Here is a 19,523-nt window from a genome sequence, read left to right on the forward strand (position 1 = left end):
ATCGGTTTTGGGGGACAATGGCACCTGTGAACTCCACCAGCTCCTCCGTGTACTGGCCCGCGCCTCTCGCAGACGGCCCTGTCGAAGCAACCGTCACCGTCCCCGGGTCGAAGTCGATCACCAACCGCGCGCTGATTATCGCAGCGTTGGCGACAAGTCCCTCGACGGTCCACGGCGCCCTCAGATCTCGTGATTCGGATCTGATGATCGCCGGACTGCAGTCAATGGGCGTCGTGGTCGAGGAGGTCGTGGAACCTTCCGGTGAACGTGTCCTGTCAATCACCCCGGGTCCGCTGCACGGCGGTTCGGTTGACTGCGGTCTGGCCGGTACTGTCATGCGCTTCGTCCCGCCGGTCGCGGCGACGGCGTCTGGTCCGGTGTTCTTCGACGGTGACGAAGAAGCTCGGATTCGTCCGATGGGCGCGGTGCTTTCGGCGCTGCGGGACCTGGGAGCGGACGTTGACGCAGATAGCCTGCCGTTCACTGTCACCCCCTCCGACCAGGTCGGCGGTGAAGTCGAGGTAGATGCCTCAGCATCCTCGCAGTTCCTGTCTGGTCTTCTGCTCTCCGGCGCGCGCTTCCCGAAGGGACTTGTCCTGAAGCAGAAGGGCACGGTGCCTTCGCGCCCGCACATCGACATGACCGTCGACATGCTCCGTGAGGCCGGCGTTGTGGTCACGGAGGATGTGCCCGGAGAGTTCGTCATCGCCAACCAGACCTTCAGCGGTCGCGACTGGCGGATCGAACCGGATCTGTCCAACGCCACGCCGTTCCTGGCTGCCGCGGCGGTCACCGGTGGCACTGTGATCGTGCCGAACTGGCCGGTGTCTACCGCTCAGCCTGGTGACGATATTCGTGGAATTCTCGCGGACATGGGCTGCACTGTCGAGATGCTCCCGCGCGCCGACACCGAGGAGACCGTCGACCTCAAGGTCACCGGCCCTGCCGAACTGACTGGCGTCACCATCGACATGGGCGATATCGGCGAGCTGACGCCCACCGTCGCTGCGCTGGCCGCACTGGCCACCACTTCCAGCCGTCTCACCGGTATCGCGCATCTGCGTGGACACGAGACCGATCGCCTTGCGGCGCTCGTCGCGGAGATCAACCGCTTGGGAGGAAATGCAGAAGAGCTTCCCGACGGCCTCGTCATCACCCCCTCACCCCTCAGCGGAGGAGCCTGGCTTTCATACGCAGACCACCGTATGGCCACCGCTGGGGCAATCATCGGCCTGGTGGTGCCCGGCGTCGAGGTTGAGAACATCGCTACCACTGCCAAGACCCTGCCTGGTTTCGAGAACCACTGGGCAACGATGCTGGGCGGTGAGCAGTCCTGAGTCGCAGGGAATACGACGAATCCGACGTCCGCGTCCGCCCGAGCAAAGGCTCGCGACCACGGACAAAGGACCGACCAAAGCACCGCGATGCGGTGTGGGGAATGGTCGTCACCAAAGACCGCGGCCGTTGGGGCGTGGTCCTGGACGACGCGGCTGAATCCGCCCCCGCTGGCGGCGAACCTGTCGTGTGCATGCGCGCGAAGGAAATGGGTCGGACGAACATCGTCGTTGGCGATCGCGTCGGCGTTGTCGGTGACACCACCGGTGCCGAGGGAACACTCGCCCGCATCGTGAAACTGGCGGACCGCACCTCAGTGCTGCGGCGTACTGCGGACGACTCTGATCCGTACGAACGGATCGTCGTTGCCAACGCCGACCTCCTGCTGATCGTCTGTGCGGTCGCCGATCCCCCGCCACGCACTGGTTTCGTGGAGCGAGCATTAGTCGCCGCCTACGCCGGCGGCGTGACCCCGGTGCTGTGCCTGACCAAGTCCGACTTGGCTGACCCCGCCGAATTCGCGGCTGAGTTCGAAGCACTCGACGTGCCAGTGATTGTCTGTGGTGTCGACGACTCCCTCGATGAGCTCCATTCCTTGATCGACGGCAAACGCTCAGCGCTGGTCGGGCACTCCGGCGTCGGCAAGTCCACCCTGGTGAATCGACTAGTTCCCGACGCCAACCGCGCCACCGGTGTGGTCTCCGGCGTCGGCAAGGGACGACACACCTCCACTCAGTCGGTGGCACTGGAATTGCCTGATGGCGATGGCTGGCACGCCGGCTGGATTATCGACACCCCAGGCATTCGCTCCTTCGGCCTGGCGCACATCACCCCAGAGACGGTCCTCTCCGCGTTCCCGGACCTGGAAGAGGTCCTGTCGGACTGCACCCGCGGTTGCACCCACCAGGGCCCACCTGCGGACCCGGAATGCGCTCTGGACAACCTAGAGGGTGCCTCACACCGTCGTGCGATGGCGGTGCGCGACCTGTTGGCCGCGATTTCCTCCAACGAGGACTGGGAACTCGGCATCGACCGAGACTGACAGATTGCGGCCACTCCCGCGCCGCACACACAGAAGCGCCGCACGTCCTCCCGGATCGGGTGGAGGTGCGGCGCTCTTGGCGTCGGGAAGCGAAGTCCTTTAGACCAGTTCCTTCTTCTTGCCGGCCTTCTTGTTGCCGATGACCATCTTCAGCGCCTGAGCTGCGTTCGGACGGAGCTTCTTCAGCATGTTCAGGCCAGTCTTCAGGCCACGACGCGGGGTGCCGTCAGCGGAAAGCTCAGCCTCAACCTGCGGGTTCTTCATGAACGCAGCCTCCGAGCGGACCTCCGGAGCGTTGTCCGGGTCAGCCACGAGGAAGCGGTTCGGCAGCGAGAGCTTCCACAGTGTGCGCTGGACCTCCAGCAGCTGCTTCGGGAAGGAGCCGGTGTTGTACGGCAGGTCGTACTCTTGGCAGATCTCGCGGACCTTCTTGGACGCCTGAACCAGGCGGTTCGACGGCAGGTCCGGGAACAGGTGGTGCTCGATCTGGTAGTTCAGATTGCCGGAGAGAACCGACAGGATGAAACCACCGTGGAAGTTCGCCGATCCGAGCATCTGACGCAGGTACCACTCGTTGTGGTTCTCAGTCTTGTACTGCTCCTTGGTGAAGGTCTCTGCGTCATCCGGGAAGTGACCGCAGAAGATCACCGCGTACGCCCACACCGAGCGCACAACGTTGGCGACCATGTTCGCCTTCGCGACCTCCTTGTAGCGGGTGCCTGCCAGCGCCGGGAAGAGGACGTAGTCCTTCGCAGCCTGACGAGCGACCTTGCCGAGGACCTCCAGGACCTCTTCGCGAGCGTCTTCCCACTTCTTGGTGCCATTGAGAACGCGACCGAGCTCAACGTCGTAGAAAGCAACAGCCCACTCAAACAGCAGTGCCAGAACCGTGTTGGTCAGCGGCTGCGCGAGGTACTGCGGGGACCACTTACGGTCACGGGTCACGCGCAGGATGCCGTATCCCACGTCGTTGTCCATGCCGATGACGTTGGTGTACTTGTGGTGCACGAAGTTGTGACTGTGCTTCCAACCGGAGGACGGGCAGGTGTTGTCCCATTCCCAGGTGGCGGAGTGGATCTCCGGGTCGTTCATCCAGTCCCACTGGCCGTGCATGGTGTTGTGGCCGATCTCGAGGTTCTCGAGGATCTTCGACAGGGACAGCGCACCGATGCCGCCCCACATTGCGATCTTCGAGCGCGGGATCATCATCGCCAGGCGACCACCTACCTCCAGGCCACGCTGAACGCGGATGAGATTACGGATGTAGCGTGCGTCCTTCGGTCCGAGGGAGGCACGGATATCGGCCTCGATCTGGTCCATCCGGGCACCGATATCTGCGATGTCGGCGTCGCTCAGGTGCGCATACGACGCGATGTTCTTGATTGCCATGTGCTTCCTCTGTTCTTTCGGTGGGCTGGATCAGGGTTCGAGTTCAATGTCGCCGGCAGCGACGCATACACATGTACGGATGCGCTCGCCCTCGACGTGGGTGGCACCGGTGCGCAGATCTCGAGCGATACCGGCTGCAAGTTGCTGCGTACAGGTCGCACAGATGCCCATCCGGCAGCCGTACGGCAGCTGGACGTCGATCTGCTCGCCAGCTTCCAGGATCGTGGTGGCGCCGTCCACCTCAACGGAACCGCGTCCAGGGAAGGTGATGAGGCCACCTTCTGCGTTTGTTGATCCGCGGTCCAGGTTGAACCGTTCGGTACGAACGTCCGGGAACTGCTCTTCGATCTCGTCGAGCATCGCCGAGGGACCACAGGCGTAGACGGTCCGCTGGTCAGCGTCCGGCACAATCTGCCGCAGCGTGTTCGCGTCCAGTCGGCCCTGCTCCGAGGTAACCCGCAGTTCAAAACGGAACCAGGGGTAGGTGGACTGCATCGCTTCCAACTCTTCAGCGAAAAGCAGATCCTCGCGATTGCGAACCGAGTGCACGTGAACGACATCCGGCGTGGTCTTCCCATCGCGTGAGCGCAGGTCGCGCAGCATCGAGATCACCGGAGTGATGCCCGAGCCCGCGGTGACGAACAGCAGCTCGCTCGGAATCGGATCGGTGAGGTGGAAGTCTCCAGCGGGGGCTGCCAGGCGAACGACAGTGCCCTCGGCGACGTTCTCCACCAGGTGCCGGGAAAGACGGCCGTCCTTGTGCTCCTTCACCGTGACGGTGAGGTACCCATCTTTTGAGCGGGGCGCGCTGGTCAGCGAGTAGGAACGCCAAATGAATCGGCCGTCAACGCGCACACCAAGTCCGATGTACTGCCCAGCCTTGAAGTCCGCGGGAACTCCCCATCCGCGGCGGATCACCAGTTCAGCGGTGTCCTCGGTTGGCCGGTTTACCCGAACGATGCGGCCACGCAGTTCACGTGCGGACCACAGCGGGTTCACGAGCCGCGTGTAGTCATCCGGCAACAGCGGCGTGGAGAAGCCCTCGAACGCCAGCTTCAGACGATCAACAATCGACACCAAATTTCCTTCCCATTGCTTACGCAACCGTAGGTTACGTACACGTAGGAAAAAGGTCAAGTGTTGGTAACGAAAACAGATCGGGTGCGGACCCCGCAACACCCCCGGTTCCAGGGTCCGCTCGACTAGTCGATCAGAGCAGCTCCACCAACATCGACAACTCGCCTGGCGCATACCAGGCCAGCTCGATCTCGAGTGCATCGCCGACCGTCAGCTCAGCGTCCTCGTCGCCCATATCTGCGGCGTCAACCAGAGGGATAGCCTTCTCAACGAGAGTCTCTGCCTGCTCCAGGTCCACGTGCACGGCGGCGATATCAGCCATCGCAACGGAGCCGGTGATAGCAACAACGTCATCGCCCATTTCCGGGTCTGCGTTGGCTACCGAATCGTCAACGTCTGCGGCGACGACCACCCGGCGATGCGGGAAACGGCCACCTCCATCGGTCAGCAGTCGTAGTGATGCCCGGGCTGCGTCCGTGAACGCCACGTCGGCCAATTCATCCTCATCGCCCTCAGTGAAGAATTCCCTCAGTGCGGGGGTCACCGCGAAGGCCCAACCGCGCAGCGGGGTGAGTTCGCCGTTGTCTCGCAGCGACTCCAGCATGTCGAAGGTCGCCGGGATGAACACGCGCATCAGAAGTCACCCTCAAGCCCGAACAGTCCAGTGATCTCCACGACGGAACGGTCGAACTGCTGGTAAAACACACCGACCATGCCTTTTTCGACAGCGCCATGGATGTTCTCGATCGAATCATCGACCATGACGCAGTCGCGCGGGCTGAGCCCGAGCCGCTCTGCAGCGATCTCGAAAGCACGACCCTCCGGCTTGTCGGCGCCGATCTCACCGGACAGAATCACCGAGTCCACCAAGCCACTGGTCTCGAATTCCCTGATCGGGTCAGCACCCGGTCCCCCCGGGTCGTTCGACAGCACCGCAGTGGCGACACCGTTCTCGTTCACGGCCTTCAGCAGTTCCCGCCACCGCTTCGCCTCATCGTCGGTTCCGTTCAGAACTCCGTAGTAATCCACAATAAGTCCACGCATGCACACAAACATAGTCGCCTCCACATGCGGATGCCGTGGCGACCTGCCACAATCAGTCCCGGGGAATGCGTCCACTAGGACATGCATCACTTTCGGGGGATTCAGCAATGCTTAATGACACCACACGTCTACTGCCTGTCGAGGGGTTTCGAGTGCTTCGCAAACTCGTCCCTGCCGTGGAGCAGGCTCCATCGCCACCACCTGTCGATGACCAAGCACCAGCACCGACAACATCCAGGATTATCTGTTCCAGGGAAGAGATCCGCACTGATCTCACGCGACTGATGGCAATCACATTCGATGTCCTGGCTGGGCGCCGGCCGGACTCGATGCTGCGCCACCTCAATGTCGCCGACCGGGTACGCACCGGCCTGGCAACTCGGCTGCGACGCGGTGGCGAGAAGGGTGCATGTGTCATGTCCCTACACCCAGACGTGCGCTCGTGTGGAAACGAAGTCCACTTCGTAGGCTCCTGGAGCAGCGACCGCGGGATCCGCGCTTTCGCCGGACGTGCCGACAGGAAAAGCGGTGACGGACCGTGGTCCATCACCGCTCTTCGACTGTTGTAGCCGGTGTCGCCGGGTAGCTCCTGCTACTTACGACGGCGACGTCGGCGGGCCTCGCGGTTTCCGGTATCCGCAGCGTTGGACTTCGCCTCTGCGGAGCCGTCTTCACCCGGGCCGGACAGCGTCATCTGACGCGGGCGGGACTCGCGCTTAACGAAGTCGGTGGCGAGATCCTTCTCGTCCACAACACCGTCATTGTTCAGGTCCGCGTTCTGCTGTTCACGGGCCTGCTGCACCTGCTGGCGCACGAGGAACATCTGGCGGATGGTCTCCTCCTTGATGCCCTCCATCATTCCGGTGAACATGTCGAAGCCCTCGCGCTGGTACTCAACCAGCGGATCGGCCTGTGCCATGGCACGCAGTCCGATTCCCTCCTTGAGGTAGTCCATCTCGTAGAGGTGCTCGCGCCACTTACGGTCCATCACGTTGAGGATGGTGAACCGCTCCATCTGACGCATCTGGCTAGCACCACTGATCTCGGAGACATCTGCCTCCAGCTGGTCGTACTGACCAAGGATGTCCTCGGAGAGAACCTTCTCCAGGTTTTTCGCCGACAGATCACCCGGGGAGTCATACTCCGAGCCCTGGACCAGCTCGCGCCAGTTCACCGACGGGCCGTACAGGGAATCAAGCGCTGCCCACAGCTCCTCGAAGTTCCAGTCCTCCGCGTAGCCGTCCGACGTCGCACCGACGACATATGCGGAGATGACATCACCCATCATGCTGCGCATCTGCTCCTGAAGGTCTTCACCCTCCAGGATGCGGTAACGCTGCGCGTAGATGACCTTTCGCTGCTGGTTAAGGACCTCGTCATACTTCAGGACGTTCTTACGCATCTCGAAGTTCTGACCCTCGACCTGTGCCTGAACGCTCTTGATCGAATTGGAGACAATCTTCGAGTCGATCGGGACGTCGTCAGGCACGTTCAATGTGTTCATCATCGATTCCATGCGCTGACCGTTGAATCGGACCATCAGGTCGTCACGCATGGAGAGGTAGAACCGGGTCTCACCCGGGTCACCCTGGCGGCCCGAACGACCACGGAGCTGGTTGTCGATACGGCGGGACTCATGACGCTCAGTGCCCAGCACGTACAGGCCACCGAGCTCGCGGACCTCGTCGGCTTCCTTCTCAGCGGCAGCACGAGCCGAACGAATCTCGTCGTCCCATGCAGCCTCGTACTCCTCCGGGTTCTCCACCGGATCGAAGCCACGGGAGCGGAGGTTGATGTCCGCGATGATGTCCGGGTTTCCACCCAGCACGATGTCGGTACCACGACCGGCCATGTTGGTGGCGACCGTGATGGAGCCGCGCCGACCAGCCGTCGCGACGATCTCAGCTTCCTGCTCGTGGTGCTTGGCGTTCAACACGTTGTGCTTAATGCCCTCGCGCTGCAGGAGCTTCGACATCAGTTCGGAGGTCTCCACCGAGCCGGTACCAACCAGGACTGGCTGGCCGGCGCTGACGCGGTCACGGATGTCCTCCGCCACGGCGTAGAACTTCGCTTCCTGAGTCTTGTAAATCAGATCCGGCTGATCGACACGCAGGTTGCCACGGTTCGGCGGGATCTGGACCACGTTGAGCTTGTAGGTCTGGTGCAGCTCGGCTGCCTCAGTCTCAGCGGTACCGGTCATACCGGCGAGCTTGTCGTACAGACGGAAGTAGTTCTGCAGAGTGACCGTTGCGAGGGTCTGGTTTTCCTTCTTGATCTCGACCTTTTCCTTGGCCTCGATCGCTTGGTGCATGCCTTCGTTGAAACGACGGCCGGCCAGGACACGTCCGGTGAACTCATCGACGATGTGGACCTCACCATTGCGAATGATGTAGTCGCGGTCGCGGACGAATAGCTCCTTGGCCTTGATGGCGTTGTTCAGGTAGCTGATCAGCTGCGAGTTCTCCGGGGCATACAGGTTGTCGATGCCGAGCTGGTCCTCGACGAAGGAAACACCCTCTTCGCGCAGACCGATCGTGCGCTTGCGCTCGTCGATCTCGTAGTGGATGTCCTTTTTCATGCCCGGAACAATCCGAGAGAAAGCCAAATACCACTGCGGGTCGCCATCGGCGGGGCCGGAGATGATCAGCGGAGTACGAGCCTCATCGATGAGGATCGAGTCGACCTCATCCACGATCGCGAAGTTGTGGCCGCGCTGGACCAATGCGTCCAGGCTGTGGGCCATGTTGTCGCGCAGGTAATCGAAGCCGAACTCGTTGTTCGTGCCGTAGGTGATGTCAGCGCGGTACGCAGCGGCACGCTCAGGCGGGCGCTGGCCCGAAAGGATGACGTCGGTCTCCAGACCGAGGAAGCGGTGGACACGACCCATCCACTCCGCGTCACGCTTAGCCAGGTAGTCGTTGACGGTCACCACGTGCACGCCCTTGCCGGACAGTGCATTGAGGTATGCCGGCAGCACACAGGTCAGGGTCTTACCCTCACCGGTTTTCATCTCGGCGACGTTGCCGAAGTGCAGGGCCAAACCGCCCATGACCTGAACTTCGTAGTGCTTCTGGCCGAGGACGCGCCACGATGCTTCGCGGGCGGTGGCGAACGCTTCCAGGAGGATGTCGTCCATCGACTCACCTGCTTCGAGCCGCCGCTTGAACTCGGCGGTCTTCGCCTGGAGCGCCTCATCGGACAGCGCGGAGTACTCACCGTCGAGCGCGAGAACCTCACCCGCGTAAGACTTCAGACGCTTGACGGTCCGACCTTCGCCGAATCGGAGAAGTTTGGAAAAAGAGAACACGGCCACGGGTGGCGACCCCTTCCGAAGTACAGATGGTTTACAAGTGCTCCAGTATAGGGCGGAGCCCCCGTGGAGTGGACTCCACGGGGGCTCTTTCCTTCACACGGACTGTGCGGGCACTACTCCGCAGCGTTGTCATCCAGTGCGATCAGACCGTAATCGTATGCGTGGCGGCGGTACACCACGGACGGACGACCGGTCGCCTCATCGACGAAGAGGTAGAAGTCGTGTCCAACGAGCTCCATCTCGCTCAGCGCCTCATCGACGCTGATCGGGGTGGCGGAGTGCTCCTTGGTACGCACGACCTTGCCGAGCTGTGCCTCTTCGACCTGATCCTCATACGGATCAGCCTTCGGCTGGGAGTTCGCGTCATTGGCCTCCTCCACCAGAGTGGCGGTGGCCTCTCCGACGGAGATCGGGGCGCGGTGGCCGGAACGGCTGATCCGGCGGCGTGCCTTGACCTTGCGCAGTGAGCGCTCCATCTTGCTCAGAGCGGACTCGAGAGCGGCGTAGAAGCTGTCTTCCTTTGCCTCGGCGCGGGCCAGGTGGCCCTTACCGGTGGCGGTGATCTGGATCCTGTCCGAACTACCGGCGCGGCGCGGGTTCGGCTCATGCTGCAGCTCAACGTGGAAGAACGTCAGGGTCGGGTCAAGTCGCTCGATCTTCGCAAGCTTGGACTTAACGCGATCGGCAAAATGCTCCGGGACCTCGACATTGCGGCCGGTGATGGTCACCTGGGCGTTGGGGCTGAGAACCTCGTTCGTGTCAGCAGGTGTGGTCACTGCTTCCTACCTCCCGGTTGGGTCGCCCTGCGGAAAAAGTCGGATTACCTTCTCCGTCTTCGACGACGTTCTTACACCTTCAGAATACAGACACCACGGCATCGCCCGCCAAGAAGGTTCCGTTTTCGGGGGCACTCGGTGAACACCGTTGTCACGCATGCGAAAACACCAGGACACATCCCACATTCAGGCCCGTAGAGGCCAAGACCAGAACGCTTCCAGAGGCCGTCGCTCCGGTAGTTAAAACGTCGTCTACGAGCACCGCGTTGTCGTATTTTCCCCGAACAACACCGTCCACCGGGACAATCTTGCCGGCGAGATTTTGTCGTCTGGCGGCAGCCCCTAGGCGTGCCGAGTCTTTTACCTGCGGCAATGTCCGGACCGCCTGAATGGCGGTCACAGACTCAAGATGCTTCCCGACGGTCACGCATGCGGACATCATCGGATCTCCCCCTCGGCGGCGCGAGGAGATGTCTCTGGTGGGCGCGGGAATGATCGCCGTTACCCCTAAACGGGGGTCAGCAATTCGCCCCTCGGCACCCAAGCGCAAAAGGGCCGCGGCGAAAACGTTCCCGATGATGCGCCGGGCGACCGGATTGCCTCGTTCCTTTGCCTCGAGAACTAGGCGACGACGCACCTCGGTGTAGGCCCCACACGACCACACCGGCGCAGCGACCGGAACCTGCGGGGTGATGCGCTCTGGCGCGACCGCCAAAGCTCGTCGGCATCGCAAACACGGCACCCGTCGGTCGGCGGAGCGCCCACATCCAGGACACTCCGCTGGGACCAGCAAGTCGGCTAAGTCAGCGAACACCCTCCCCCGTGTCCCTTCCCCAGCGTGGTGGTCTTCTCAGTCCCGCTATTCCACCACGATCGGGGCGGCTCTGCCCGGCACCTCGGGCACCGCACGCCAGAACTGCTGATCGCCTTCGTCAGAGACCAACTCCATCAGCGCGAACTCGTCTAGTGCGTAAACGGTGTACGACGTCGATGCGACCTGTGCGATCGGCGCCGTCAGATTCACCCGCGGCAGCGCGTAGCTAGAGGAGCCGTCTGACTGCACTCGCCACACCGGTGACTCGTCTCCGTAATCGCCGACCATCAGCGCCGAATCCGGATTCCAGGTCAGCGACACCGGGGTCACCCCTTCCGGCAAGGTGATCGCACGAGGTTCAACCAGAGCCCATGGGGCTGCGTCACTCTGAACCACAGTGGCAACGACCAGTTGTCCGCCCTTGAGCATCGCGGCCTGAGTGCCGGACGGGTCGATCCGGAACTCAGAGATTGCTCCAGGAAGTGACTCCAGTTCTGCGATGTTCACCTCTTCAGTGGACACCGATCCCTGCTCCTCTGACCACATGGCTCGGTGTACGACCTCACCGTCAGCGACCGTCCACACCGAAGACGCCCCCGGTGACCAGCTCGGCCTGGTGAGCGTCTGCGCGTTGACGGCAGTCTGCGTCTGCAGGCCTGGGCGTCCAACGATGAGGCTGGCCGAAGTATCGGTGCCAGAGCCACGGTTCTGCACGCCCGCGTAGACAGTCTCTCCTTCAGTGTCGAGACCAATCGCGGCGTATCCCAGATCGGAGCCCGCAGAGCCCCAGATGCCGTCAGCGACTTCCGCACCCTCGTCATGGAGGGTGTAGATCGCACCGTTGTAGACCACGCGCAGCGGCTCGGAATCACCCGGACTAATGGCCGGGTTAAGTGCTGCGATCTCGGGAGCGTCGCGGGTCCATGCGGCCGACGAGCGCTCGATCAGGGGAGCTCCGTCTGCGTCCAAGAGCCACGGTCCACGCAGTCCGGCTTCGCCGAGAGTCCACACGGTCTGAGCCGCAATAAGCGTCCGTATGTCATCGCTGATGTCCCCGGCACCTTCAAAATTGATGCCGGTTCCAGTCTGCTCGGGCAGATCAAACGTCGACACCTCGATCGAGGGACGCAGCGCCGTGGTCACGCCCTGACCAAGTTCAATCCTGGGACCTGCGCGCAGCAACTGCATCAGACGGGCCACCTGATCTGGCTCACCTCGGTACAGCCAACGGCGGTCCGGAACGAGGCGTTGACCGGTCGGGTCCACAAAGTAGATGTTGTGCGGCACATAGGACTCCATGAAGGTGGAGCGCTCCAAATAGATGCCGTCAGGCAATTCAGAGATAAGCCACTGTCCATCGGAGTCGCGGTCCATCCGGAACTCTTCCATCCAGCTGCCCTGGGACTGCTGGTAGGCGCCGTTAGTGGTCAGACTTCCGACCACTTCAGAGCGCACCTCATAGGTGTCTCCGGTACGGGACTGCCCGTCCACGCCACTGATGATGTTCACGTCTGTGAGCACCAGCATCTCCCGCTGCGGGATCCAGTTCTCAGCGGCGTCTTCGGTGAGGAATTTCCGGGCGGCCTCGAAGTCATCCGTCGGGTGAGCCATCGCCGTGAAGAAGTCACGGAGAATCACATCCTGAGCGACGCCATTGCGTGGCTCGGGAATCTCCATTACCTCACCTGGTGCGGAGTAGGGACGGACAACTTCCGGACTGGAGTCAGAAGGCAGGCTCGCGCAGGAGGCCAACACCAGCGCGGTGCCGGCAACGACCGCGGTCAATGCCCTACGGCGACGTACGCTCATCAGCTCTGCTCCTTCCATCCAGCGGGGACCTGTGCAATATCCAATGGCAACGGGATTGATCTGATCTGGGTCTCCGGGGTCACCGGCACTACCAATCGGAAACACGAGCCCTCACCCGGTTCACCGTAGGCGGCCAATTGTCCGCCGTGAAGAAGTGCATCTTCCCGTGCGATCGCCAGGCCGAGGCCGGTGCCTCCGGTCCGTCGTTCGCGAGATGGGTCCGCTCGCCAGAATCGGTTGAACACCAAGTCGAACTGTCCCGGGGACAAACCCACGCCGTGGTCAGTGACAGTGAATGCCACCGCAGTCTCCCCTGCCTCGACCCTGATGTCCACGGGTCGACCCTCGGAGTGGTCGATCGCGTTGGCAATCAGGTTGCGAAGCACTCGCTCGACGCGTCGGGAATCGACCTCCGCCATCACTGGGGTGTCGGGTTGGAAACGGCGGATCTCCACATCGGCTTCTTCTGCGACGACGGTCAACGGAGTGAGTGCCGCATCGATGCACTGACGAACGTCGATGTTGGCGGCTGACAGCTCCGCGACACCGGCGTCGTGACGCGAAATTTCCAGCAGGTCCGACAGCAACATCTCGAAGCGATCGAGCTCATCGGTCATCAATTCAGAGGCACGACGGGTCATCGGGTCGAGGTCTTCTGCATCGGCGATGAGGTCAGCAGCCATGCGCACGGTCGTCAGCGGGGTACGCAGTTCATGCGAAACATCCGAGGTGAACTGACGCTGCAATGAGCCGTATTCCTCGAGCTGTTTAATCTGGTCCGATAGTGATTCGGCCATCGCGTTAAAACTCACCGCGAGTCTGGCCATCTCATCTTCGCCGTCAACGGTCATACGTTCTCGCAGGTTGCCTTCGGCGAATTGCTCCGCGATCCGGGCCGCTTGGCGCACTGGTGCCGTGACCTGGTTAGAGAACAACCACACGATGAGGATCAACAGCAGCACCACGACCACCGAAGCTGCTGCGAACAATGTCTGCACCAGCGACAGTGTCGACTCTTCGGAGCTGAGCGAGACAATGAGATAGAGCTCTAGACCTGGGATATACGTCGATGTCGGGGTGCCGATGACTAGGACCGAATGTCTGCCATCTCCGTCGTCAAGCGAGGCATATTGCTGACTGACCTGGCCTTGTTGCACGAACGAGCGCAGCGACTCCGGGATGCCCGGATCAGTTGGCGAGGAGGCAAACTCGTCGCCGATACCGGTCGGCACAATCAACACCGGAGCGAAGGACGCATTGGAACCGGTCTCACCAGGACCATTGCGGTCGAGCAATGCGTCCCTGGCAATATTCAGCCGGGCCTGCAAAGTCTCCGAGGATCTGGTGGAGAGCTCCTGCTCAACCACCACCCGGGCGCGTTCAATTTCATCGCTGGCGACCTGCTGCTTTTCGTCAAGAAGCCGTTGGGCAACGATCGAGACGAGCGCAAAGCCCAGCACACCAACGACGACCACGGACACCACGAGCACCGAGGTGATCACCCGAGCCTGCAACGACGTGCGCCACAGGTTTGAGATCTTCAGGCCCTGCTCGACGAACCAATCGCCTATGGACCGAATCAGCCGGTCCACAGGTTAATCTCCGGTCTTGTATCCGACCCCGCGGACGGTGAGGACGATCTGGGGTTCTTCGGAGTCGAGCTCGATCTTCGAGCGCAGACGCTGGATGTGCACGTTCACCAGGCGGGTGTCGGAGGAGTGCCGGTAGCCCCAGACCTTCTCCAGCAACTCCTCACGGGTGAAGACCTGCCGGGGCTTGGACGCGAGAGTCTTCAGCAGTTCGAATTCGAGCGGGGTCAGCTGAATCTCGCGGCCACCACGAGACACGGCGTGCCCGGGAATGTCGATGTGCAGGTCGCCGATGGTCACTGCCTCGGATCCCTCATCGTCATTGCGGCGCAGGCGTGCGCGAACGCGGGCGACGAGCTCCTTCGGCTTGAAGGGCTTCGGCACATAGTCGTCCGCACCAGACTCCAGACCGAGGACAACGTCCACGGTGTCCGTCTTCGCGGTAAGCATGATAATCGGGACCGAGGACTTCTCTCGGACCGCACGGCACACATCGACGCCACCGAGACCCGGCAGCATCAGGTCGAGGAGGATCAGGTCCGGCTCCTCAGCCTCAGCTGCCCGTACCGCCTCGAGGCCGTCGCCAACCACAACGCATTCAAAACCTTCACGGTCCAGAACCATGGTCAGCATTTCCGCGATGGCGGGGTCATCATCTACGACGAGGATCTTCGGACTCATGTCGTTAAGCCTATATCCATTTGCGCCGGGAACCACCCCCGGGTTGGTGCGGGGCTAAGTGAACTACGCCACGTGGGCGTCGAAAGCCTGCAGAACCCGGGATACGGATTCTTCCGCTGGAGCGTCTGCATCCACGATGACCCACTGTCCGCCGAATCCCTCCTGCGCCAGGCGAAGGTACGCATCGGCGGTGCGCTGCTGGAGTCCACCGTCGCGTTCGTAGGCGTCTCGGGTGCGGGTGTCGTCGGAGGCTTCCCGGCTCTGTGCCCTGCTTGCAGCAAGGTGAACCGGCGCCTGCAAATAGACCGTCAGATCCGGCTCCGGCAGCGCGAACCGCCCAAACTCGGTCTGACGAATCCATTCCACGATTTCCGGGTCACCAGTTCTGGCCAGGGAGTACGCCGCGTTGGACGCCACGTACCGGTCCAGCAGGAGGACACTGTCGCTCTCGACTGGCTCAGAGGCAAAAAGATCCCTCCGGTCCAGCGCGAAGAGCAGAGCCATCGCCCACGCTGAATCGACGGTATCGCCGAGGCGTCCGTGGAGAGCGTCGTCCGCGAAGTCCGCAAAATCCGTCCGGCCATAGGCCGGAAAACCACGCTTCACGACGTCCACTCCACGCCCCCGCAGCTCCTCAGCCACTCCTCCAGTCAGAGTCGCCTTGCCGGCGCCATCTATGCCTTCGATCGCGATGATCATGCTTTGGTCGACTCTCCGGTGGGCGGCTTAGTAGCGGTAGTGCTCGGGCTTGTACGGCCCGTTGACGTCAACACCGATGTACTCGGCCTGCTCCTTGGACATCTCGGTGAGCGAACCGCCGAGAGCCTCAACGTGGATCCGGGCGACCTTCTCGTCCAGGATCTTCGGTAGTAGGTGCACGCCGGTGGCGTACTTGTCGGACTTGGTGAACAGCTCGATCTGCGCGATGGTCTGATCTGCGAAGGACGTGGACATCACGAAGGACGGGTGTCCGGTGGCGTTGCCCAGGTTCAGCAGGCGCCCCTCAGACAGAACGATCAGGGAGCGCTCGACTCCATCAGCGTGCGGGAAGCGGTACTCGGTGACCTGCGGCTTGATCTCCGTCGCGGTGACGTCATCGCGGCGGTGCAGGGAGGCCATGTCGATCTCGTTGTCGAAGTGACCGATGTTGCCGAGAACTGCGTGGTCCTTCATCATCTGCATGTTTGCGAAGGTGATGATGTCCTTGTTGCCGGTGGCGGTGATGACAATGTCAGCCTCCGGGATGCCTTCTTCGACGGTGACGACGGGGAATCCGTCCATCAGAGCCTGCAGAGCGTTGATCGGGTCTGCCTCGGTGACCTTGACGCGAGCGCCCTGACCGGCCAGTGCCTCAGCGCAGCCCTTGCCCACATCGCCGTAGCCGCAGACCAGCGCAGCCTTACCGCCGATGAGCATGTCGGTGCCGCGGTTCAGGCCATCCAGGAGGCTGTGGCGGGTTCCGTACTTGTTGTCGAACTTCGACTTGGTGACCGCGTCATTGACGTTGATCGCCGGGAAGGGCAGAACGCCTTCTTCGTGGAAGTGGTACAGGCGGTGCACGCCGGTGGTGGTCTCCTCGGTGACACCGCGGATTTCCTCGGCGCAGCGACCCCACAGACCCGGGTTGGATTCTGCGACGCGGCGCAGCATCTCCAGGAAGTAGCCGTACTCTTCCGGGTCGTTGTCGTCAGCGTCCGGGATGACGCCGGAGTCTTCGAACTGGCGGCCACGGATGACGGCCATGGTGGCGTCGCCACCGTCGTCGAGGATCATGTTCGGCAGCTCATCGCCCCAGTCGAAGATGCGCTCCAGGCACCACCAGTACTCCTCCAGGGTTTCGCCCTTCCATGCGAAAACCGGGACACCGTTGGGGTTCTCTGGGGTGCCATCACCAACCACGATGGCCGCAGCGGCCTCGTCCTGCGTGGAGTAGATGTTGCAGGAAGCCCAGCGGACCTTTGCGCCAAGAGCGGTCAGGGTCTCAATCAACACGGCGGTCTGCACCGTCATGTGGATCGAACCGGCGATGCGCGCACCGGCGAGCGGCTGCTCCTCCCGGTACTCGTCACGCAGTGCCATCAGGCCCGGCATCTCGTGCTCCGCCAGACGAATCTGGTGGCGGCCCGATTCGGCCAGGGACAGATCGGCGACCTTGTAATCAATCACGCTTAACTCCGTTCGACATGTGTTCAACATGTGGGGCTGTACATCTTCTCGTGCGGCCTCTCAGGCTACTTGACCGCCGCCTACGTGCCGGACTTCGGCCTATTCAACGGCTTCGGCGAACTCCGCTGCTGACTCTTCGTTCTCTCCGATGCCATCGGCCAGTTCCGCGAACACCTCGGCGGCTGACTCGCGCAGTTCATCTCCGATCTGGCCGATGCCCTTGCGGATGAAGGTGTAGTCCTCCACTGCCGCTGCTGCCGTGTACGGAGCTCCGCTCCAGATAGCTGCGACAGTTGCGGCTCCAAGTCCCGCCCGCTGGTCGTCGTCACTACTGGAATTCAACGCCAACTGACATGCATCCAGGAGTGCACCTTCTTGTTCGCCGTCATCCAACGCCGAAATTTCCTCGAGGAAGTCGACCACCACCTCGTCGGTGAAAATTTCCTCGTCCCAACCACTCATCGAAAACCCTCCCTGGTTCTTATACCTGCAATATCGGGTCGATTCGGAATGGTTCCGGCTCTGCCCGTCATGACTATGTTTTAACCCACCGCGGGCATTTCCACTAGCCTCCGTCCGGTTAGCCCCTTCCATAATCGTGACAGAATCGTTATCTTGGGTGTACAAGTTGTTACCGGACCGGAATCTGGCCGGTATCTAATCCACGGAAGGATCTGAGATGAGCAGTCGCACGAGGACGCGGCACCTAGCGGTGGTCGCACTGTCAGCGGCGCTGCTCCTTGGTGCCTGCGACGACTCGGGCGAAGATGTCGCATCTCTGAATCTCACTTCTCCGGAAGAGCACACTGAGGGCAACACCTCGCACACTCCCAAGGAGCCGGAGGAGCCGAGTCTGACGTCGATCCCCCATGTTGAAGAAGACCAGACGGTCGACCGGTATCTGCCGCCGAATGCGGTGCTCCCAGACGCAGGCAACTCGGCGAATCCGCCAGCTGGGACAACCTCTAGCCCGGACAACGGCGGCGAGAATAACTCCGAGGACGACGGTTTCCCGACCGCCACTCCGACAGATGTTGAGACCACCCCATCTGAGCCATCAGAGCGCCCGGAATCTTCACGCCCGTCCGGCGAGTCTTCGAAGCCGTCTACTCCGACCCTGCCGTCGCTGCCGGCCCTGCCCGATCGAGGTGTAGAGCTGCCGTCAGGAGCTAATTCGTCGACTGAGGCCACTCCGGAGGCGCCCACCTCCACAGAGGCTCCGGGGGCCTCCGAAATTACCGAGAAAGCACCGTCCGGTGAACCGGACGAAGAAAACGGTGACTCCAGTGTGGAGTCCGCACCGACTCGCTCGTGGGTGCCGGTCGAACCCGCTGAAGAAGACTAAGACCTGGGAATAGTCGCCACGAACACCGTGGTGGCCAGAGAATCGGGGCCACGGCGAACCACAGTCGGTCGATTCGCGGGGATCCATGCGGCGGTGCCTGGTGGGAGGCTCTGACCGTCGATAAGCGAGGTCCCTTCGGTCACCAACACCATCGCCGGCCCCTGAACCTCATGCCCGGCGTCGCCGAGCTCGACGGAACGGAGGGCGAACTCGTCCACCGGCACGTCATAGGCCGTGACACCGTCAATAGCCTGCGGAGAGAGCACCGGATCAGCGGTTGTCGCAAACTGCAGAACTGTCAGCAGATTAGGCACATCCACGTGCTTCGAGGTGAGGCCTCCACGCAGGACGTTGTCGGAGCTGGCCATGATTTCCACGCCCAGCCCGGACAAGTAGGCATGCAGATGACCAGCACCAATGAAGATCCCTTGGCCCGGCTCCAGGCGAATCCGGTTGAGAAGCATCGACGCCAACACACCGGGATCTCCTGGGTACCGCTCCGCGAGGTCGATGGTGGTCTCCGCGACAGGGCCCATCCAACCCGACAGTCCTGCCGAGCACGCCTGAGTGACCGACTGAATCCGAGAGTCGATGTCCTCGGAGTCCATTGTCAACCACGTAGTGAGAACCTTCTTCAGGTCGGTCTCACTGCCCAATGGAGAAACATCCTCGAGCAGCGATGACACGCCTAGAGCCTCGAATAGTTCCCGTGTCTGCGCTATCGGACGGAAGCCAGCGAGCGCATGAAACTCGGTCAGGGCGACAATGAGCTCAGGCTTGTGATTGTCGTCGCGGTAGTTGCGCACCGGCGAGTCCAAAGGCACCCCGGCTGCGTTCTCCTCAGCGAAACCACGCACAGCCTGGTCCTTTGTCGGGTGTGCCTGCAAAGACAGCGGACTGCCGGCGGCAAGCACCTTCAAGAGAAAGGGAAGCTCATAGATATCACCGAGCTGCGCGGTCCGGTCCGAGGCGAAAACCTCGTCCAGTGGCGCTCCCCGCACCGTCGACGGAGCCGACGGGTGGGCACCGAACCACAGTTCGGCCTGCGGCGCCTCCGTGGGGTAGTCCTCTCCCCGGAGCTGGGCGATCAAAGTCCGTGAACCCCAGGCGTACTCCTGAATCACCGGATCGACGAGATCCATC

Annotated in this window: 18 protein-coding genes; 4 read left to right on the forward strand and 14 right to left on the reverse strand. The window is 62.1% G+C overall.

What is annotated here, in order from left to right:
- Positions 1-26 precede the first annotated feature (26 nt).
- Positions 27-1,337 carry a 3-phosphoshikimate 1-carboxyvinyltransferase gene (gene aroA / locus YWU_RS0103420; protein ID WP_027019361.1) on the forward strand — a complete coding sequence of 437 codons (1,311 nt, stop codon included), beginning with the start codon at positions 27-29 and terminating at the stop codon, positions 1,335-1,337.
- Positions 1,334-2,377, forward strand: coding sequence for a ribosome small subunit-dependent GTPase A (gene rsgA / locus YWU_RS0103425; protein ID WP_027019362.1), 1,044 nt, complete (start codon positions 1,334-1,336; stop codon positions 2,375-2,377). The genes aroA and rsgA overlap by 4 nt, the downstream gene beginning before the upstream one ends.
- Positions 2,378-2,476: 99 nt before the next feature.
- Here the strand turns inward: rsgA and YWU_RS0103430 are convergent, their stop codons facing one another.
- From YWU_RS0103430 to YWU_RS0103445, 4 genes are all read right to left on the reverse strand, one after another.
- The gene (locus tag YWU_RS0103430; RefSeq protein ID WP_027019363.1) at positions 2,477-3,766 is read right to left on the reverse strand and encodes a fatty acid desaturase family protein; all 1,290 of its coding nucleotides are present in this window, start codon (positions 3,764-3,766) and stop codon (positions 2,477-2,479) included.
- Between the two features lie 30 nt (positions 3,767-3,796).
- Positions 3,797-4,843, reverse strand: a complete 1,047-nt coding sequence (locus YWU_RS0103435; RefSeq protein WP_027019364.1) for a ferredoxin reductase — start codon at positions 4,841-4,843, stop codon at positions 3,797-3,799.
- Positions 4,844-4,976: 133 nt separating this feature from the next.
- On the reverse strand, positions 4,977-5,477 hold the full coding sequence (locus tag YWU_RS0103440; RefSeq protein WP_027019365.1) for a DUF6912 family protein: 501 nt from the start codon (positions 5,475-5,477) through the stop codon (positions 4,977-4,979).
- Positions 5,477-5,887: an HAD-IA family hydrolase gene (locus YWU_RS0103445; RefSeq protein WP_027019366.1), complete on the reverse strand. Its 411-nt coding sequence runs from the start codon at positions 5,885-5,887 to the stop codon at positions 5,477-5,479. The genes YWU_RS0103440 and YWU_RS0103445 overlap by 1 nt, the downstream gene beginning before the upstream one ends.
- Positions 5,888-5,994: 107 nt before the next feature.
- Here YWU_RS0103445 and YWU_RS18100 point away from each other — a divergent pair, with 107 nt between their 5' ends.
- On the forward strand, positions 5,995-6,456 hold the full coding sequence (locus YWU_RS18100) for a PDDEXK family nuclease (RefSeq protein WP_156892698.1): 462 nt from the start codon (positions 5,995-5,997) through the stop codon (positions 6,454-6,456).
- Positions 6,457-6,479: 23 nt separating this feature from the next.
- On the opposite strand, the gene secA is transcribed toward YWU_RS18100, so the two are convergent.
- The 9 genes from secA to YWU_RS0103495 form a co-directional block, all read right to left on the reverse strand.
- Positions 6,480-9,194 (reverse strand): preprotein translocase subunit SecA, encoded by a 2,715-nt coding sequence (gene secA, locus YWU_RS0103455; protein ID WP_027019368.1) that lies wholly within the window; start codon positions 9,192-9,194, stop codon positions 6,480-6,482.
- A 119-nt stretch (positions 9,195-9,313) separates the two neighbouring features.
- On the reverse strand, positions 9,314-9,976 hold the full coding sequence (hpf, locus tag YWU_RS0103460) for a ribosome hibernation-promoting factor, HPF/YfiA family (protein WP_027019369.1): 663 nt from the start codon (positions 9,974-9,976) through the stop codon (positions 9,314-9,316).
- A gap of 151 nt (positions 9,977-10,127) precedes the next feature.
- Positions 10,128-10,709: a ComF family protein gene (locus YWU_RS0103465; protein WP_156892699.1), complete on the reverse strand. Its 582-nt coding sequence runs from the start codon at positions 10,707-10,709 to the stop codon at positions 10,128-10,130.
- A gap of 126 nt (positions 10,710-10,835) precedes the next feature.
- A complete protein-coding gene (locus YWU_RS14940) occupies positions 10,836-12,599 on the reverse strand; it encodes an LpqB family beta-propeller domain-containing protein (RefSeq protein ID WP_051259982.1) in 1,764 nt (587 codons plus the stop codon).
- Positions 12,599-14,191 (reverse strand): MtrAB system histidine kinase MtrB, encoded by a 1,593-nt coding sequence (gene mtrB / locus YWU_RS14945; protein ID WP_051259983.1) that lies wholly within the window; start codon positions 14,189-14,191, stop codon positions 12,599-12,601. The genes YWU_RS14940 and mtrB overlap by 1 nt, the downstream gene beginning before the upstream one ends.
- A 3-nt stretch (positions 14,192-14,194) precedes the next feature.
- A complete protein-coding gene (mtrA, locus tag YWU_RS0103480; protein ID WP_027019371.1) occupies positions 14,195-14,869 on the reverse strand; it encodes an MtrAB system response regulator MtrA in 675 nt (224 codons plus the stop codon).
- Positions 14,870-14,932: 63 nt separating this feature from the next.
- The gene (locus YWU_RS0103485; RefSeq protein ID WP_027019372.1) at positions 14,933-15,568 is read right to left on the reverse strand and encodes a dTMP kinase; all 636 of its coding nucleotides are present in this window, start codon (positions 15,566-15,568) and stop codon (positions 14,933-14,935) included.
- A 27-nt stretch (positions 15,569-15,595) separates the two neighbouring features.
- The gene (gene ahcY / locus YWU_RS0103490; protein ID WP_027019373.1) at positions 15,596-17,065 is read right to left on the reverse strand and encodes an adenosylhomocysteinase; all 1,470 of its coding nucleotides are present in this window, start codon (positions 17,063-17,065) and stop codon (positions 15,596-15,598) included.
- A gap of 69 nt (positions 17,066-17,134) precedes the next feature.
- On the reverse strand, positions 17,135-17,497 hold the full coding sequence (locus YWU_RS0103495) for a hypothetical protein (protein ID WP_027019374.1): 363 nt from the start codon (positions 17,495-17,497) through the stop codon (positions 17,135-17,137).
- 217 nt (positions 17,498-17,714) lie between these two features.
- On the opposite strand from YWU_RS0103495, the gene YWU_RS0103500 reads away from it, so the two are divergent.
- Entirely contained in the window at positions 17,715-18,380 is a 666-nt protein-coding gene (locus YWU_RS0103500; RefSeq protein WP_156892700.1) for a hypothetical protein, read from the forward strand.
- On the opposite strand, the gene manA is transcribed toward YWU_RS0103500, so the two are convergent.
- Positions 18,377-19,522, reverse strand: a complete 1,146-nt coding sequence (gene manA / locus YWU_RS0103505) for a mannose-6-phosphate isomerase, class I (RefSeq protein ID WP_027019376.1) — start codon at positions 19,520-19,522, stop codon at positions 18,377-18,379. The genes YWU_RS0103500 and manA overlap by 4 nt on opposite strands.
- Position 19,523: the final 1 nt, after the last annotated feature.

Origin of the sequence: Corynebacterium sputi DSM 45148, from assembly GCF_000427865.1 — a bacterium.
Lineage (GTDB): Bacteria > Actinomycetota > Actinomycetes > Mycobacteriales > Mycobacteriaceae > Corynebacterium > Corynebacterium sputi.

What these genes read in the sequence shown, in the direction of transcription:
- mtrA (WP_027019371.1), bottom strand. Translation starts at nt 14,869, where the DNA reads ATGAGTCCGAAGATCCTCGTCGTAGATGATGACCCCGCCATCGCGGAA.
- YWU_RS0103495 (WP_027019374.1), bottom strand. Translation starts at nt 17,497, where the DNA reads ATGAGTGGTTGGGACGAGGAAATTTTCACCGACGAGGTGGTGGTCGAC.
- YWU_RS18100 (WP_156892698.1), top strand. Translation starts at nt 5,995, where the DNA reads ATGCTTAATGACACCACACGTCTACTGCCTGTCGAGGGGTTTCGAGTG.
- YWU_RS0103430 (WP_027019363.1), bottom strand. Translation starts at nt 3,766, where the DNA reads ATGGCAATCAAGAACATCGCGTCGTATGCGCACCTGAGCGACGCCGAC.
- YWU_RS0103485 (WP_027019372.1), bottom strand. Translation starts at nt 15,568, where the DNA reads ATGATCATCGCGATCGAAGGCATAGATGGCGCCGGCAAGGCGACTCTG.
- YWU_RS14940 (WP_051259982.1), bottom strand. Translation starts at nt 12,599, where the DNA reads ATGAGCGTACGTCGCCGTAGGGCATTGACCGCGGTCGTTGCCGGCACC.
- YWU_RS0103440 (WP_027019365.1), bottom strand. Translation starts at nt 5,477, where the DNA reads ATGCGCGTGTTCATCCCGGCGACCTTCGACATGCTGGAGTCGCTGCGA.
- manA (WP_027019376.1), bottom strand. Translation starts at nt 19,522, where the DNA reads ATGGATCTCGTCGATCCGGTGATTCAGGAGTACGCCTGGGGTTCACGG.
- YWU_RS0103500 (WP_156892700.1), top strand. Translation starts at nt 17,715, where the DNA reads ATGAGCAGTCGCACGAGGACGCGGCACCTAGCGGTGGTCGCACTGTCA.
- YWU_RS0103445 (WP_027019366.1), bottom strand. Translation starts at nt 5,887, where the DNA reads ATGCGTGGACTTATTGTGGATTACTACGGAGTTCTGAACGGAACCGAC.
- ahcY (WP_027019373.1), bottom strand. Translation starts at nt 17,065, where the DNA reads ATGTTGAACACATGTCGAACGGAGTTAAGCGTGATTGATTACAAGGTC.